The following is a 15579-nucleotide window of genomic DNA, read 5'->3' on the forward strand; positions in this document are numbered from 1 at the left end:
TGCGTGTTGAACGTGCTGCTGCACAGTCCCGGAGGGGCTCCGGGACTGGGTGCTCATGACGCCGGGACGGCGTGAATCAGGACGGCGGCGCGCCGCGATTGGCCAGGGTGTTGCTGTACTTGGCGATGCTCTCGTCGATCTTGTCGATGGCGATGCCCGCCGCTGTCGCCTCCAGGGCGCCAGCCGCCGCGGCGACCGCGGCCGCCGCCCCCACCAGCAGGTCGGTGGCCAGGGCACCCAAGGCGTCCTCGGCGGCTTTTTCGGGGTGGTTCTCGACGATGTTTTTCGTCATCTGCTCGAGCAATACCGCCTGGGCCGCCAGCGCCAGCTTGCTGACCCCGTCGAAATAGCCCGCCGCCGATTGCGCGACCAGGCCGGCGGCCTGACTGATCATCATGTCCGGGGCAATGGCGATCTGCGCCGGGGCATAGCTGAAGGTCTGCGCGTTGGTGAACTCCACTGCCTCGACGATCTGGCTGTTCAGCGCATCGGTGCTGCCGGTCGGGGGTGCCGCGACCTGGACCATCATGTAGTCGTTCATGCGGTCCATCACCGTGCGCGGCGACTTGGCAGGAGTGTTGGGCGGCGGGGACTCGCCCGCGGTAGTGGGATCAGCAACCTGCGGGCCCGCAGCCGTAGGCTCGGCGGCTTCGGGATTGCTCGGCTTGAGATCGCTCGGCTCGGGATCGCTTGGCTTGGGATCGGTCACCTCGGGGTCGGTCGCCAGTATGGCGTCAGTTTCCGGCTCGGCGGCGGCGGCAGGTTTTTTCTTGAACCAGAACATGAGGTATCTCCCCAGGCGTCAGGCCTTCTCGCCGATCTGCATGATCAGCGACACAGCCTTGGAGATCACCGCGTTGGAGATCTGATTCAACGCCTGCTGGCTGTTGACCGCGTTCTGCAGGGACAGCCCCGCCGAATGACTGGCCACCTGGTACAGCGAGGCAATGGCCTGGGCCGGCGCCTCGGCCACCACCTTGACGTTGGTTTGTGTTACCGCGTCGGTAATCTGGCTGTTGACCTCTGGCATACATCTCTCCTTGATGGAAGACGCCAGCGCAGGCGCACTGGCGGTGAACTCGTCGACGGTTTCAGGTGCTCATGAAACAAGAACGCCCGACATCCGCGGCTGTGAATGCAAAAGTGCTGTCAGCGCAGCGCCTCGCGCAGCAACTGCACGCGCTTGCGCGCCAGGGGCTGGGCGATGCCCAACTCGGCGGCGATCTGCGGGTACGGCAGTTCCTCGACAAAACGCATTTCAAACAACCGCCGCTGGAGCACTGGCAACTGCGCCACGCGACTGCCCAGCTGCGTCAGTCGCTCGAACTGCTCGACGTACTCGAGCACCGACAGGCAAGGCGCGGCGAGCAAGACCTGGTGATCGTGCTCAAGGTCGACCGAATGATCGAACACCTGCCCTTCGCGCTTGCTGCGCCGCAGGCTGTCGAGAAAGACGTGGTCCAGCACCAGAAACAGAAAACCCTGCGGCTCTCGGATGCGTTCCGGGGAACGCCTGAAGAACAGCAGGGCTTTGACGGCCGTGTTGGACAGCCATTCCTGGGCCAATGCCAGGTTGCCCCTGGCTCGCCGGTTGGCCCGGCGCATCAGCTCGGGGTAGACCGCTCGCCAGCTTGCCTCGAACAACCGATCGACCGCCGCCACTTCACGAAAAGATCCCATCGCCAGCACTCCCTGTGCATTCCTTGATGAGCCGACAGTCTCTGATCGCGCAACAGGCGTTCGCTGTTACCTGGGGAACAGTTGAACAATTAATTCAGCGAGCAAGCCTTGCGCCGCAGATGCTCGACATCGTTGATCACCAGCCGGCCGCTCTGGCAACTGATCACCCCCGAACGCCGCCACAGCTGCAACTGGACATTCAGCTTGGGCCGGCTGGTGTTGAGCATCGCGGCCAGGATGCCCTGGTTGCGCGGCACCGCTGCACAGGTCAGCGGGGCCAGCTCGAAGTCATCGATACTGGCCAGCAGGAACCGCGCCAACCGCGACTCCAGGCGGTGCAGGCAAACCAGTTCGAGCAACTCGAGGACCTTCATCAGGCGCGTCATCAGCAGCATCAGGACCCGCTGCCAGAACAGCGGCTCGTCATACAGCACCCGGAAATGTCGCCGCCCCAACAACAGCACCCGGGTCGGGCCACAGGCGAAGGCCGAGGTTTCCCGGGCGTGGCCCTCGATCAGCGCCGACTCGCCCACCACCTGGCCGACGCCGGCGCTGCCGACAATCTGCTCGCGCCCGTCCGGGCCATGAATCACCGAATACACCTGCCCTTCGGCGACCAGCGCGATGAAATCCAGCGCCTCGCTCTTGAGATAGAGCACCTCCCGGTCACTCAGCGAGCGCTCCACGGAATGGGTGGCCACATAATGGATCAATGTGTCCGGCATCCCCCTGAACAGATCGGAGCGTGCCAGCAGAGTCTGACGCAACGAAAAATCGAGCATTACCGCGCCTTTTGAATGCATGCGTTCGCCTTGACTGGTAGGAAATCGCTGCGCCAGCACGCAGCGGTTAGAGCGCTTGAAGCCATAGAGCAAAGCAAACAAAGGGACGTCCGACGGGAGGACTTGTGAATAGGGCGAAGGGGCTTTCGGGTATCGCGAAGGACAAGACAAACAACGAGGCGACGACCAATCATCACGCGAGAAAAAACCGCATGGACGCCCCAAGCCGACATGGGTATGATGTCGCCCGCACTGCACTCGTAGCTCAGCTGGATAGAGTACTGCCCTCCGAAGGCAGGGGTCGTGGGTTCGAATCCCGCCGAGTGCGCCAGCCAGAAACGCAAAAGCCCCAGGTCGCATGGCCTGGGGCTTTTTCGTTTGCATCCGTTGAGTCGATCGAAGAATCACCGAGGTGTGTGCCGACCCACGCCTCGCGGACAGGAGGTCCCGATGCTGCGCCATCCTTTGCTCAACCAGCCTTATCAGCCGGACCTGCGTTCCTGGATCGGCTGTTTCATCGGCTATGACATGCCCCCGGCCCTGGATGCCGAGCTGAGCCGCTACGACCCCAACGACCCCGATGATCGCGAACACCTGATCCGCCATTACTGCCTGGCGCACTTCAACGACCGGGAGAATTTCCGTCACCGGCAGCGGTTGGTGGAGGTCCTGCAAGGGGCCCTGGACGATCCGGACTTCGACTTCGAGGAGGTTTGGGAACCCGTTGAAGACGACTACGACTACGATCAATGGCCCACCGGCTGGCCGGCGCAGATCGACGACAGCCGGGACTTCTTCCAGCGCCTGCTCCTGGCGGCCCGGCAGCTGTGGCACGACGACCTGATCCGCGCCCGATTGCCGTCCCTGGCCGAATGCCGGGCGATCCCGGCGCGGGATCGCGGCTCCCGCGACTGGCTGTTCAGCGTCGACAATCCCCAAGCCTGGAAAGCCGTATGCGATGTGGCGGCCACGCCCTACGACCTGCACACCCCGGGCCCACAGTTCCAGGGCGAGCAACTGAGCCTGCAGTTGGCAGGCCCGATGCTGCGCCAGTCCCTGCCATCCACCTGGCCGGCCAGCCAGGCGCTGACCCACTGCCGCCTGGACCTGAAGATCCAGGGCATCAGCGAACTGCACGTCAGCGGCACGCGTTTCGACGGGCGTATGCGTACCCTGCTCACACGCTTGCAGCCTGGTTATTACCTGCGCCTGGACATCGGCTTCGACTGCGTCATCGAATGCGTAGCGCAGTCCGTCAGCATCGCCAACGTCCAGGGCTCACGAGAGGAAGAGCGGCATGAGCAGCAACTTTGAACGGGCCCTGGCGCGCCAGGAAATACCGCAGTTCTTTCGCGGCCAGGGTGAGTACCTGACCCGGGACGGCGATTGGGACGAGCACCTGTTCTGCATCAACTGGCCGGGGATATTCGCCTACCTGCGCAATAACGCCGACGGCGAACAGCAGTTGAGCGCCGGCTTCGAGCGGTATGTGTACAGCATCGAGGAAAGCTTCGAGGACTGCTTCGGCCTGCGGGAAAACCTGTTCGGCTACTACTCGACCCGGGCCCGCTGGGCGCCCGACAGCGCCGACCTGCTGGCGCAACTGCCAGCCCCTTGCCGACGACGGATAGTCCAGCGCCTGAGCTGGTATCGCTGGCAGCTGGAAAACCACGCCCGGCTGCTGCCGGAGCGAGCCCGGCGCATGGCCGAGGACGGTGCCGCCGCCGAGTTCATCGACCTGCCCGCTTCGCCTTACACTTGAATGCGCCTGCTGCCGGTTTAGGTATCTCCGCTCTTTTTTGCGATGATGCCTCTCCCCGATGCCGTTCGCGCACTCTGCCCATTACCGAGCAGATACCCACCTTTTCTCGGCCAGACTCATGGAAGACCCCACACGATGAATATCTCGAACCTTTCCGCTAATACCGCGCCATCGCACCAGGCGCGTTATTACTACGGGCCCAACTACAAGAAAATGACCCTGGCGGGCCTGGTCTTCGGTGGGCTTTCGCTGTTCGCGGTGTTCGGCACACCCAGCGAGAACAACGGCGTGATTCGGCTGCTAGAGGCCCTGGGGCTCAATGGTCATCTGGTCATGCAACTGCTTGGCGTCGTGGGCGTGGCCATGACCGTCGCCGTCGCCGGTGCGCTGATCTTCCTGCGCGGTGCCGGCAATCGTTATGTGGTGCTGACGGACAAGAAGCTGGTGGCCCCGGTCAGCAACTTCAGTTCGAAGATCCGCGAGATTCGCCTGATCAATATCGCGGACGTCGAGCTGGTGGAAGTCTTCAACCAGCGTTTCATCCGCGTCCAGCACAGCGACGGCAAGATGGAACTGGTGGAAAACATGTTCAAGAACCAGGAACTGTTCTACGACTGCTACAAGGCGATTGCCCTGGCCATCGAGGCCAAGGGCCAGAACGTGAAGCGCGCGCCCGCCCGCAAGTAAAGGCTCCGGGTTTCAGTCTGGCGTCTGCCGCTTCTGCGTCGACTCATCCTGATCCGCGGCAGGCTGGGCCTGCTGCGGGTCTTCATCTTCTTCCTCGGCCTCGAGCAGAAAGTCCTTGCGACTCTCCTTGATGGCCTGGCGGATATCCGCGCCCTTGGTCGGGCAATTCAGCAGTGCAGCGATACGGTCGATGCGTGGCGCCATGGCCAGCCTCTCACTTTCAGGAAACTGGCTCGATAGTGCGCGTTTTCCGGGTGCCAGGCCATTACTTGCGCGCGTTTTACCCTCAGGGTTTCTGCAAAGCCTCCAGTCGATCGGCAATCTCCTCGTCGGGGAAGCGCTGTTTCAAGGCAATGATGTACTGGTCGGCGATCTTGTCCTGGCCGGTCTGGCGCAGCCGCAACACCTCACGCAGGGCGTCGTCGAGAATCGACTCCGGCGCCTCGCGCTCGCCCTGCTCCTTGCCCGGAAACGACGCCAGGTGCCCCAGGGACTCATAAGGTTTGCCGGCGAAAGCTTCGGTGTCCCGGGTCAGCGGCAGGCCCGCCACGGGGGCGGCGGGAGCCGGTGCCGACAAGGCGCCGCTGGCATGCGGTGTGGTAGCCAACTCGAAGTGGTCCGATGCATCCATGCGTGATTCGGCACGGGCCGACTCTGCGGAGGCTGCAGTGGATTCGGCCTGACGGCGCGCCAGCTGGGGGGCCGCGGCCTTGGCCATGGGCGCCGGGGCGAGCACCTGGCGGGGCGCAGGCTCTGGAGTGCGCTGCAACACGCCCAGCAACAGGGTCACGCCAAACAGGCCGGCGAACGCCACTTGCCAGCGCGGCTGGCGGCACAGATCGAACCAGCGTTGCCACAGGGAAGGCTTGGGGGTCGGGGCTTCGCGACGCGCCGTGGCCATGATCAGGGCGTCGAGGCTGGCCGGCGGTTCGCCGTGGCTGTGCTGGCGAATGTGCTCGAGCATGCGCTCTTCTTCGGTGGGCGGAAGCTGTCGGGCGTCAGTCATGTCAGTACCTCCTCGGCCAGGAGCCGACGCAGTTTTTTCAGCGCATAACGGAAGCGGCTTTTCACCGTTTCCAGCGGCGTATCGGTAAGGCTGGCGATCTGCGGCAATTCCAGTTCGCCGTGGGCGCGTAGCAGGAACACTTCGCGCTGGTCGGCGGGCAGGTCCTGCAAGGCGGCGTCGATGCGTTGCCGTTCACGGCTCAGGCTCAGGTGCTGTTCCGGGCCGCTGGCGTCATCGGCCAGCTCATGCAACTGCTCGTCGTTGCTATCGTGCAGCGGGTTGCGCAGGCCGTGCTTGCGCCAGTGGTCGATCAGGCGGTTGCGGGCGATCTGGTACAGCCAGGTGCGAAAACTGGCCCGGCCCTGTGGCGCGCTGCTGGTGCGGATCAGGCTGAGCCAGGTGTCCTGGTAGACCTCGTCGGCCAGCTCGGCCTTGTCGCACAGGCTCAGCAGAAACCGGTACAACCCCTGCCGATGGCGTTGGTAGAGGACCTCGAAGGCAGCGCTGTCACCCGCGCGATAACGCGCCAGCAGCGTTTCGTCGCTGCTGGCGGGTCCTGACCGGTTCACCGCAGGCATGGTCGTGCTGAACTCCTTCTGGTGGTGGGTCATGACGTTACTCACGGCGGCTCAAGGCCTCCCCGGAGCGTCCCGGTTGATCCGCCGGAGCGGCAGTCTGCAGGCTCTGCGCCAGTTCCACCAGTTGCACGAACTCGCCACGCAGGCCGAAACGGTCTTCGCCCTTGGCGCCGCGGGCCAGGGCGACGGTGTCCTTGAGGCCGAAGTCGCCGGTGTAGCGACCGTCCTTGAGCTGCTGGGCGAACGCCGCCACGGCTGCGGCAAATCTTAGATCATCGCTGGCCTGGGCAAGTTTGCCATGCTGCTGCGAAGCCAGGATCGGCCGCTCGATCAGCCGGCTGCTGCCGCCTTGCGGTGCCTGGTAGCGCACCCGCAGCATGGCCAGCTCGTCGCCCTTGCTGTTCGACTCCGACGACGCCTGGGCCTGGCCATAACGCAGCGGCTCCAGCCAGCCCTGTTCGCCCTTGGGCACGATTTCATACAGCGCGGTGACCGTATGCCCGGCCCCGATCTCGCCAGCATCGACCTTGTCGTTGTTGAAGTCCTCGCGTTTCAGCGCGCGGTTCTCGTAGCCCAGCAGGCGGTATTCGCTGACCTGGGCCGGGTTGAATTCCACCTGCAGCTTCACGTCCTTGGCCACCACCGCCAGGGTCGAGCCGAGCTGGTCCACCAGGACCTTGCGCGCCTCGCGCAGGTTGTCGATGTAGGCGTAGTTGCCATCGCCGGCGTCGGCCAGTTGCTCCATCAGGTGCTCGTTGTAGTTGTCCACGCCAAAGCCGAGGGTGGTCAGCGACACACCGCTTTTACGCTGCTCGACGGCCATCTGCTTGAGGCGGTCGAAGTCGCTGATGCCAACGTTGAAGTCACCGTCGGTGGCCAGCAGGATGCGGTTGATGCCGTTCTTGATGAAGCCCTGGCGGGCCATCTGGTACGCCAGCTGGATGCCCGAGGCGCCGGCGGTGGAACCGCCCGCCGTCAGTTGCTCGATGGCGTTGCGGATCTTCGCCTTGTCGCGCCCGGAAGTGGGCTCCAGCACCACCCGCGATTCACCGGCATACACCACCAGCGACACCCGGTCCTGCTCGCGCAACTGGTCGACCAGCAGCTTGAGGGTGCTTTGCACCAGCGGCAGGCCCTCGCGGCGATCCATGGAGCCGGAGACGTCCACCAGGAACACCAGGTTGGCCGGCGCCAACTCGGCAACGGTGCGATCCGAAGCCTTGATGCCGATGCGCAGCAGGCGGGTGTGGGGGTTCCAGGGCGACGGCGCGATCTCGGTGGTCATGCCAAACGGCGAACCATCGCCGGGCAGGGCGTAATCGTAGGGGAAGTAATTGACCAGCTCCTCCAGGCGCACCGCGCCTTGCGGCGGCAGGCTGCCCTGGTTGAGCAGGCGCCGGACGTTGGCGTAGGCGCCGGTATCGACGTCGACGCTGAAGGTCGAGACCGGGGCCTGCGCCACGCTCTGGATCGGGTTGTCCGGCAGGTTCTGGTACTGCTCCCGCGGCTCGGCGCGATAGCCGGCGGGCAGCGATTCGCGCGTCATCATCGAGGTGTGCAGGGGCGTCGGGGCGAGCGCCTTGGCGTTGTTGGATCCGGCCAGGATCACATCGGCGCGCTGGGCCTCGCTCGGCGAGGGCGCGGCGGCCTGGGGTGCGACCGCGTCCTCGACGGGCAAGGCTGCGCCCCGGGTATCCGGCGCGGACGGGCCGCAACCGGCCATGGCCAACAGCAACCCGGCGGCGCACCCTTGAACGGCGGGGCGAAGGTAGTACGGAGGAAGGAACATGGGGGCTGACCTCGGGAGAAATTGATCCATTCCCCCCTTCAGACGAAGCCCCTGGGCGATTCGGGTTAAGCCCCGGAAATTTTTTCTTAGCGCAGGTAGCGCCGCACCACGCTGCTGTTACGCAGCACGTGGCCGTTGATCTTCTCCAGCAGCTGGGCACGGGTCAGGCCGGCCGGCAAGGCGTCGGGCGCCAGCTCCAGGGCGTAGATCTGGATGATGTAGTGGTGCGCACTGTCGCCCACCGGCGGGCACGGGCCGACGTAGGTGGTGGTGCCTTTGCTGTTGGTGCCGCCCAGCCCTTCCAGGGTGCCCTTGGCCCCCGCGCCCGCGGCGATCTGCCGGGTCGTGGCCTTGATCCCGTAATGCACCCAGTGATCGATACCCTGGCCTTTGGCGCCGTCCGGGTCGTGCATCACGATGGCGTAGCTGCGGGTGCCTTCGGGGCCGGCGGTCCAGGCCAGGGCCGGCGACAGGTTATGCCCGCCACAGCCCTTGGCATCGCTGGCGCTGGCCGGGGTGAACAGGCGGTTGTCCGAGACACCGGGCACGTTCAGGGTGAAACGCTCCTGGGCCTGGGCCGGCAACTGCAGGCACAGCAGGACGGCGCTGGCGGCCAGCCAGGTATTGAGAGAAGCAAAACGGGACATACGCGAGCACCTTCTGCGAATGGGTTCATCGGAGCCTGGAAACAGGAGCCTGGAGACTATAGCTGCGCGACGAAGCGTCGCGCTTGAGCGATATTGCCGCTGATTGAGCTTGAGCCGCAGCCGCTTGTAAACGAAAAAACCCCGGTTTTTTTCAGCTCCGGGGCTTTTTTCGACGGCAACCGGGATTGTTACCCGGTCGCCCTGACCCTGCCACCTTCAATCAGCGGCTGAATCAGCGTTGCACGGCATCCGCCAGCAACGGCGCATGCGGTGCACGTTCGGCGTTGAGGCGCATGAAGCCGGTGGTGACAAGGCTGATGCCGCCCTCCTCGTCGTTGTGCACCGTCATGGTTCCGGGCTGGCGCATGCGCGCAAAGTTGGCGGCGCTGAGCTTGAAGCTTTCGCTCAGGCGCCGGTCGTCCACCGCCGGCGACGGCAGGCGGCGCCGGGCAAAGCTTTTGCTCTTGCGCTGCTGGTAACGCGCCCAGAGGATCAGCACGGCGGCGTTGAGCAGGGCCACCCACAGGTAGATCTGCAAGGTGCCGAGCGCCTCGAGCACGCCGATTTCGATGCGCGGGCCGTCGTGGGTGTCGATCAGCGGCCACAGGCCGCGTACCAGCAGGTACACCAGGCCGATCCAGGCCAGCACGGTGAACGCCGCATCGACGAGCACCAGCACTGGGCGTTGACGGGTTCTGATGATCTTCATCAGCGAGCCTCCTCTTCATCATCTATGGGCTTGATGCCACGGTCGGGGCTGACCCAGCGCGCACGCTTCTGGTGTTGGCTGAACAGCACCTTGGGGAAACTGACAAGGGTGGTGAACAGGCTGACGAGCCAGAACACCAGGGGGTACCAGACCACCCAGAACATGGTCTTGCCCAAGCCCTTTTCATACCGGCGATCGATCAGGATGCTGACCGCGAACTGCAGCAGGCAGACCATCGCCAGCACCAGCCCGGTGAAGGCCGGAGGCATCAGGCGGTCGACGGCGATGGCCTCGGGCATGACGATGAACTTGCCGACGCCCCAGAAGATCACCGACAGCAGGAAGGTGAAGGCCCAGCCGGTGGACAGGCAGTATTCGAACAGCAGCGGCCACAGGTAACGGTGGCGCCATTGCCAGATCCCGCGGATGTTCTTGAACAGCACCTCGGCGCCGCCCTGGGCCCAGCGCAGGCGCTGCTTCCACAGGCCGTGCAGGGTTTCCGGCATGAGGATCCAGCACAGCGCCCGTGGCTCGTAGAAGATGCTCCAGTGATCGAGCTGCAGCTTCCAGCTGATGTCGATGTCTTCGGTGATCATGTCCGGGCTCCAGTAGCCGACCCGGTGCAGGGCCGAGCGGCGGAAGGCGACAATCACCCCGGAGACTGTGAAGATCCGCCCGAACACCCGCTGGGTGCGCTTGATCAGGCCGATGATCGAGGAGAACTCGCCCACCTGGACCCGGCCCACCAGGGTCGAGCGGGTGCGGATCCGTGGGTTGCCGGTCACCGCGCCCAGGCGCGCATTCTCCAGCAGCGGCGCCACCAGGTAGGCCGCGGTGTTCGGCGCCAGCAGCGCGTCACCGTCAATGCACACCAGGTATTCGCTGCGCGCCGCCACGGCACCCATGCGCAGGGCCACGGCCTTGCCCTGGTTTTGGGCCAGGTGCACCACCCGCAGCCGTGGATCCTCCAGCGCCAGGGCGTCCAGCACTTGCGCGGTGTTGTCCTTGGAGCCGTCGTTGATCGCGATGACTTCGATGTTCGGGTAGTGCTGGGCCAGCGCCGCGTGGATGGTGTCCGCCGCGTTGTCGCCCTCGTTGTAGCAAGGGATCAGGATGCTGATCAGCGGCTCGCCCGCCAGCGCCGGCGGCAAGGTGTCGTCCTTCCAGGGCCAGTGGCGTTCCCAGTGCAGCCAGAAGTACAGGCCGCCGGCGATCCACAGGCCGGACATGAACAGCGGGTAGAAGAACACGAAGTCCATCAGGAACTGGCCGGTCACCAGGAAGATCAGGCCCAGCGGCACACCGAGGACAATCGCCAGAACGAGCAGGGCTAGCAGTCGATCCAACATGATTTAAGGATTCCACTTGGTGGAGAGCGCAGGACGGATGGTCTTCAGGTCCGGCGAGTTCTCGAGAAAGTTATCCGGGTAGTAGCCGAAACTGGTCGCGCCCTGGCGCTTGAGTCGGCCCATCCAGTCGGCCATCTGCGCGGCGTCGATATCGCTCGCCGGTTTCTGTGTCCAGTCCCGGGCCTGCAGCTCGAAGACAGTACGGTTGAGCGCGCCGGGGCGTGCCTTGACCGTGGCCACCAGTTGCTCCAGCCAGGCGCCGGAAGCCTTGCGCTGCTGGCCCTCCATCAACGGCATGGCCATCGGCGCGGTCCAGTCGTAGTTGGCGAGGAAGTCGTCGAGGTTCTGGGCGAACCAGGCTTCGCTCTGCGGGTTGAGCATCGGCTCGGCGAACAGGTTGCGCGCGGTCAGCACCTGCGGCCCGCGGATCGCCTTGACCTTGGCGGTCAGCTCATGGGTGAAGTCGATCAGGTAACGGCTCTTGAAGCGGGTCCAGCGCTGCAGGGTCGCCGGATCGGCGCGCAAGGCGGCGATCGAGCCGGGCAGGCCGTTGGCGGCGTAGGTGCGCAGCGCTTCGGGGCTGGCGTCTTCGAAGTCGGAGAGCACCGCGTCGTCGTGGTAGAGAATGCCGTCCACCGAGGTCAGGCGCGCCACGTCTTCGTAGATCTCACCGATAATGCGCCGCACTTTCGGGTCGAACGGCGACAGGCGCCGGTACTGGTCGGGGTCGGCCGCGACCTGACCGGTTTCCGGATCCCAGCGGGTCACGCGCGGCAGGCTCGGGTCGAGGGCGAAACTCAGCACCGGCATCCAGGCGAAGACCTTGACGTTGGCCCGGGTGCGCAGTTGCCAGGCGACCCGATCGAAGATGTCGGCGCGCACCGGCAGGTGGCGGTTGGCGAAGTACAGCGAGTGCACCAGGCCATCGCCCTTGGGATCGGCGAAGGCTTGCAGGAACACGGTATTCACGCCCAGGTCGGCCATGCGCTGGACCAGCTTGCCGAGGTTGATTTCCTGCTGCTGCGGGTCCGGGTCGTAGACGTTGTCCAGGTCGACATGGGCCACGCGCATCGGGTTGCTGGCTTCGACGCCGACGATACTGTTGGAGAAGTGGATGCCATCCGGGTCCGAGGACACCAGGAACCGCGGGCTGCTCATCAGGTTGTCGAGGGCATCGAGGCCGTCGTCGAGGGTCAGGGCCATGTCGTAGCCCTGCTCGCCCACCACCCGCAGCGCGGTGCCGTCGGCGGCGCCGTAGGGCCAGACCCAGACGCGCGGGCTGTAGCCGGTGGCGGCGCGGATTTTTTTCGAAATGGCCGCCACGTCGCTGCGCAGGCGCGCCTCGAACTCGGCCTCGCTTTCATAGCGCCCGCTGCTGGCGTCATAACGCCGGGTGGCGGCGGCCGGTTGCAGGTTGCCCTGGGGGTTGGCCAACACGCCCTTGTGGTTGGCATCGGTGTGGGCGGCGATTTCCACCAGGCCGGAACGGGAAATCTCGCGGACCTGCTGCCAGGTCAGGAAGTCCGAGCGCTTGCGCGGGGTGCCGGCAAAGTCCACCGGCTGATTCAGCGGGGTATCGACCCATGCCCCCACCGGCGCCAGCAGGGCATGCCAGTTGTAGCTGCGCAGCACCGGCAGCACACGGGTGTAGAAGCTCGCATAACCGTCATCGAAGCTCAGCAGAACGGCCTTGGCCGGCAGTTCGGGGCCGCCTTTGCGCGCCGCCATGATCTGGTCCACGGTGACCGGCTGGTAGCCGTTCTCGCGCAGCCAGGCCAGCTGTTCGATCAAGCGTTCGGTGCGCACGGCCACCACCGCCTGGTCGGGGTCGCGGTCTTCGACGTCGTGGTAGGCAATGCCCAGCACGTGGTTTTTCGGCCACGGGGTTTCGCTGGCGGGCACGGGGCGCTGCGCCGGCGGCAGGAAATCCGCGGCGGGCTGGGCGCAGGCGCTGAGAATCAGGGCTCCCAGCAGGAGGATGCAACGGGTCATCGGAGGCATCTTCGGACTCTTCTAGAAGCGATAGGTAAGGTCGAGGAGCAGGCGCAGGTCGGTTTCCCGGTCGCCGTCGTAAGGCCGGTTGAGCACGCTCAGGGCGGCCCCGGCTTCGAACACGTCATTCCAGGTCACGCGCTGGCCATAGCTGAGCAGGCCGATCGCCCCGGTGGAGTAATCGCGCTGGCTGTAGGTACCGGCGCCCACCTGGAACTGCTGGCTCCAGGAGGTTTCGTAGCGGTGATAGAGCACGTGGTTGACGTTCACCGTCGGCAGCACCGTGAAGTCCGACCTGGGGTTGAAGTAGGGCGTGTCTTCCTTGGTGTTGCGGCTGGCGCCGAGTTCCAGGCCCAGGTCGACCTGCACGTGCGGCGTGGCATAGACACTCTCGCGACCGGTGAGCAGGGCCTCGAAACGGTTGTTGCCGTCGCTGAAATGCGAGGGGCTCAGGGCCAGCCGCCATTCACGGCTCTCGTTGGCCCGCCAGCGCAGGAACGCGCTGCCGCCATTGGCGTAGATGTTGCTGTTGAGCGCCCGCAGCGGGGTATTGGCCGAGAGGTATTCCAGGCTGCCGCCGTACTGCCAGTGATCGTCGATGTCACGGGCCAGGGACAGCCGTGCGCCCTGCTTGTCATCGAAGCCGTAGGAGTGGTTGGAGACTTCCGCTTCCAGGGTCATGTCGCGGGTCCGGCGTTCCACGCCGATCCGCTGCCAGCGGTGGTGCCCGGTGCCTTCCTGGAAGTCGCCGGTGGCATAGCCGAGGCCGCCGAACAGCCGCCAGTCTTCATCGATCGGCGGGCTGTAGAGCACTGTCTCGATGCCGAAATCCTTGCTGCCGGAAACCGCGCCGGCGCCGCTGTTGCCGCCGCCGTAGCTCTTGCCGCCATAGGTCTCGACCCGCAGCTCGGCCATGTCGTGCACTTGGCGCTGGCGGGCCAGGCGCTGCACCTGACGGTTGTCGGGATAACGCTGCACCACGTCGTCGGTCAGGGCATCGAGCTGACGCCATTCCTGCAGGTCCTGGGCGGTGTGGCCCTGGGCGACCTCGAGGCCGACATCGCGCGGCGCCATGCTCTCGGTTTCCTTGAGCAGGCCCTCGGCGCGGCGCGGCCAGTCCCGGGCCTGGTACAGGTTGGCCTGGGCCACGCGCAGGCCGATATTGCCCGGCGCCTGGTCCACCAGGCTGGCCAGGCGCTGCTCGCTGCCCGGCAGGTCGGCGCTGTAGGTGCCGGACTGCGCGGCGAGTTGCTGGGCGTCCATCCATTCATCGTTGGGGTTGCCCACCGGCAAGCCCTTGAGCTCGACCCGCGGCTTCTGGTTCCTGGCCAGGTCGTCGGCGACCTGTTGCGCCTCCTGTGGGCGGTCGCTTTCCAGCAAGGCGTAATACAGCGCGGTGCTGTCTTCGACGCGGTCGCTGACATCGGCATCCGGCGCCGCCAGCACCTGGCGATAGAGGTCGCTGGCGATCTCCGGCTGGCGCTGGTCCAGGTAGGAGGCCGCCACCCAGCGCAGGGCGTAGGTGGGGATGGCCACGTCTTCGGCGGTCAGCTTGTGGTATTGGTCGATCACCTGGGCGGTACGCGCCCGGGCCTTGAGCGCGCCCATGCGGTCGATGCGCCAGCGGGTCACGTCGTCCTTGGCCGCCGGGTCCGGGGTCCAGGTGGCGAGCAACTGGTCGTAATCGGCCAGGGCGCGGTCGGCGATGACATAACGCTCTTTCTCGCTGCGGGTGGCCAGCTCGGCCAGGCGCACGCGCTCGGCGGCCAGGTCGCCTTGCAGGCGACGTTCTATGACGGGATCGATCAGCCCCGGGCGCTGGCGGGCCAGGCGCAAGGCCGGTTCCGGCAGGCGTGCCCGTTGCAGGGCGAACACGTATTCGCGGGCGACTTCCGGCCGGGTGCCGGCGCGGATGAACGCCTGGTCGAACTCGAACAGCGCGTCATACGGCGAACCGGCGCGGGTCAGGGCGTAGCCCAGGGCCAGGCGGCGGGTGGCATCGTCAGGCTTGGCCGCCACCAGCTCGCGGGCGCGACGCACGGCTTCCTCGGGCTTGCCGGCGTCGGCCTGGGTCAGGGCCAGGCCCAGTTGCAGGTCGGGATTGCGCGGGTCGCGTTCGAGGGCCAGGCGGTACACCTGGATCGCCGAGTCCCAGCGCTGCAGATTGCGGTAGGCACGGGCGGTGGCGGTCAGCGCCTGGATCGGCAGCACCCGGCCACGGGCCTGGGTTTCATAGACATTCACCACCTCGGCGTCGAGGCCGGCCCAGCTGGCGATCTGCAGGTGGTCGCTGACCAGCCCGGTGTTCAGGCGCTCGGCCGGCACCTGGCGCAAATGGCTCAGGGCTGGCGCATAGCTGCCGGCGCGGGCGTCGAGAATCAGGCGGTCGTACGCCGGGTCGGCAAGGGCCAGGGTCGGCCACAGCAATTGGCTGCATAACGCCAGGCGAAACAGCGGTCGCAAACCATAAAGGCGAACGGGGTGAACAATGGGCGGCATTTTCTTCAGCGTCCTTACATGGCTAGCCGGGGTCTTGTGTCCCCCCGCCTGATACGTGCCAGGAAGCCGAATCAGATGACTCGGCCAGATTGGGGCGGA

The 15579-nt window shown here is 65.6% G+C and carries 16 protein-coding genes and 1 tRNA gene; 4 read left to right on the forward strand and 13 right to left on the reverse strand.

Annotated elements, in window-relative coordinates; all coding sequences use genetic code 11:
* Positions 1 to 76 precede the first annotated feature (76 nt).
* From PVZ80_RS27400 to PVZ80_RS27415, 4 genes are all read right to left on the reverse strand, one after another.
* Positions 77 to 784: a hypothetical protein gene (locus PVZ80_RS27400; protein WP_273864831.1), complete on the reverse strand. Its 708-nt coding sequence runs from the start codon at positions 782 to 784 to the stop codon at positions 77 to 79.
* An 18-nt stretch (positions 785 to 802) separates the two neighbouring features.
* Positions 803 to 1030, reverse strand: a complete 228-nt coding sequence (locus tag PVZ80_RS27405) for a RebB family R body protein (protein ID WP_023969933.1) — start codon at positions 1028 to 1030, stop codon at positions 803 to 805.
* 119 nt (positions 1031 to 1149) lie between these two features.
* Entirely contained in the window at positions 1150 to 1680 is a 531-nt protein-coding gene (locus tag PVZ80_RS27410; RefSeq protein WP_273864832.1) for an RNA polymerase sigma factor, read from the reverse strand.
* An 89-nt stretch (positions 1681 to 1769) separates the two neighbouring features.
* Positions 1770 to 2462, reverse strand: coding sequence for a Crp/Fnr family transcriptional regulator (locus PVZ80_RS27415; protein ID WP_016705018.1), 693 nt, complete (start codon positions 2460 to 2462; stop codon positions 1770 to 1772).
* A 254-nt stretch (positions 2463 to 2716) separates the two neighbouring features.
* Between PVZ80_RS27415 and PVZ80_RS27420 the strand changes: the two genes are divergently transcribed.
* The 4 genes from PVZ80_RS27420 to PVZ80_RS27435 all read left to right on the forward strand — a co-directional run bounded on the left by PVZ80_RS27420 (position 2717) and on the right by PVZ80_RS27435 (position 4911).
* Positions 2717 to 2793 (forward strand) — tRNA-Arg (locus tag PVZ80_RS27420).
* 119 nt (positions 2794 to 2912) lie between these two features.
* Positions 2913 to 3776, forward strand: coding sequence for a hypothetical protein (locus tag PVZ80_RS27425; RefSeq protein WP_273864833.1), 864 nt, complete (start codon positions 2913 to 2915; stop codon positions 3774 to 3776).
* Positions 3760 to 4224: a hypothetical protein gene (locus PVZ80_RS27430; RefSeq protein WP_028681520.1), complete on the forward strand. Its 465-nt coding sequence runs from the start codon at positions 3760 to 3762 to the stop codon at positions 4222 to 4224. Before PVZ80_RS27425 ends, PVZ80_RS27430 begins: the two co-directional genes overlap by 17 nt.
* 135 nt (positions 4225 to 4359) lie before the next feature.
* Positions 4360 to 4911 carry a hypothetical protein gene (locus PVZ80_RS27435; protein WP_009046373.1) on the forward strand — a complete coding sequence of 184 codons (552 nt, stop codon included), beginning with the start codon at positions 4360 to 4362 and terminating at the stop codon, positions 4909 to 4911.
* Positions 4912 to 4923: 12 nt separating this feature from the next.
* Here PVZ80_RS27435 and PVZ80_RS27440 read toward each other — a convergent pair whose 3' ends face one another.
* From PVZ80_RS27440 to pgaA, 9 genes are all read right to left on the reverse strand, one after another.
* Complete coding sequence (locus PVZ80_RS27440) at positions 4924 to 5115, reverse strand: hypothetical protein (protein ID WP_009046372.1); 192 nt, start codon at positions 5113 to 5115, stop codon at positions 4924 to 4926.
* 82 nt (positions 5116 to 5197) lie between these two features.
* Positions 5198 to 5917 (reverse strand): hypothetical protein, encoded by a 720-nt coding sequence (locus PVZ80_RS27445; protein ID WP_257371548.1) that lies wholly within the window; start codon positions 5915 to 5917, stop codon positions 5198 to 5200.
* The gene (locus PVZ80_RS27450) at positions 5914 to 6495 is read right to left on the reverse strand and encodes an RNA polymerase sigma factor (protein ID WP_053268005.1); all 582 of its coding nucleotides are present in this window, start codon (positions 6493 to 6495) and stop codon (positions 5914 to 5916) included. Before PVZ80_RS27450 ends, PVZ80_RS27445 begins: the two co-directional genes overlap by 4 nt.
* Before the next feature lie 37 nt (positions 6496 to 6532).
* A complete protein-coding gene (locus PVZ80_RS27455; protein ID WP_273864834.1) occupies positions 6533 to 8284 on the reverse strand; it encodes a vWA domain-containing protein in 1752 nt (583 codons plus the stop codon).
* Between the two features lie 86 nt (positions 8285 to 8370).
* Positions 8371 to 8931: a YbhB/YbcL family Raf kinase inhibitor-like protein gene (locus tag PVZ80_RS27460; protein ID WP_009046368.1), complete on the reverse strand. Its 561-nt coding sequence runs from the start codon at positions 8929 to 8931 to the stop codon at positions 8371 to 8373.
* A 232-nt stretch (positions 8932 to 9163) separates the two neighbouring features.
* A complete protein-coding gene (gene pgaD, locus PVZ80_RS27465) occupies positions 9164 to 9640 on the reverse strand; it encodes a poly-beta-1,6-N-acetyl-D-glucosamine biosynthesis protein PgaD (RefSeq protein ID WP_028681516.1) in 477 nt (158 codons plus the stop codon).
* Positions 9640 to 10989 carry a poly-beta-1,6-N-acetyl-D-glucosamine synthase gene (gene pgaC, locus PVZ80_RS27470; protein ID WP_009046366.1) on the reverse strand — a complete coding sequence of 450 codons (1350 nt, stop codon included), beginning with the start codon at positions 10987 to 10989 and terminating at the stop codon, positions 9640 to 9642. Before pgaC ends, pgaD begins: the two co-directional genes overlap by 1 nt.
* 3 nt (positions 10990 to 10992) lie before the next feature.
* Positions 10993 to 12990: a poly-beta-1,6-N-acetyl-D-glucosamine N-deacetylase PgaB gene (gene pgaB / locus PVZ80_RS27475; protein ID WP_150084958.1), complete on the reverse strand. Its 1998-nt coding sequence runs from the start codon at positions 12988 to 12990 to the stop codon at positions 10993 to 10995.
* A gap of 12 nt (positions 12991 to 13002) precedes the next feature.
* Complete coding sequence (gene pgaA, locus PVZ80_RS27480) at positions 13003 to 15480, reverse strand: poly-beta-1,6 N-acetyl-D-glucosamine export porin PgaA (RefSeq protein WP_273864835.1); 2478 nt, start codon at positions 15478 to 15480, stop codon at positions 13003 to 13005.
* Positions 15481 to 15579 lie beyond the last annotated feature (99 nt).

The sequence above is a fragment of the Pseudomonas sp. B3G-3 genome, assembly GCF_028640915.1.
Lineage (GTDB): Bacteria > Pseudomonadota > Gammaproteobacteria > Pseudomonadales > Pseudomonadaceae > Aquipseudomonas > Aquipseudomonas chlororaphis_I.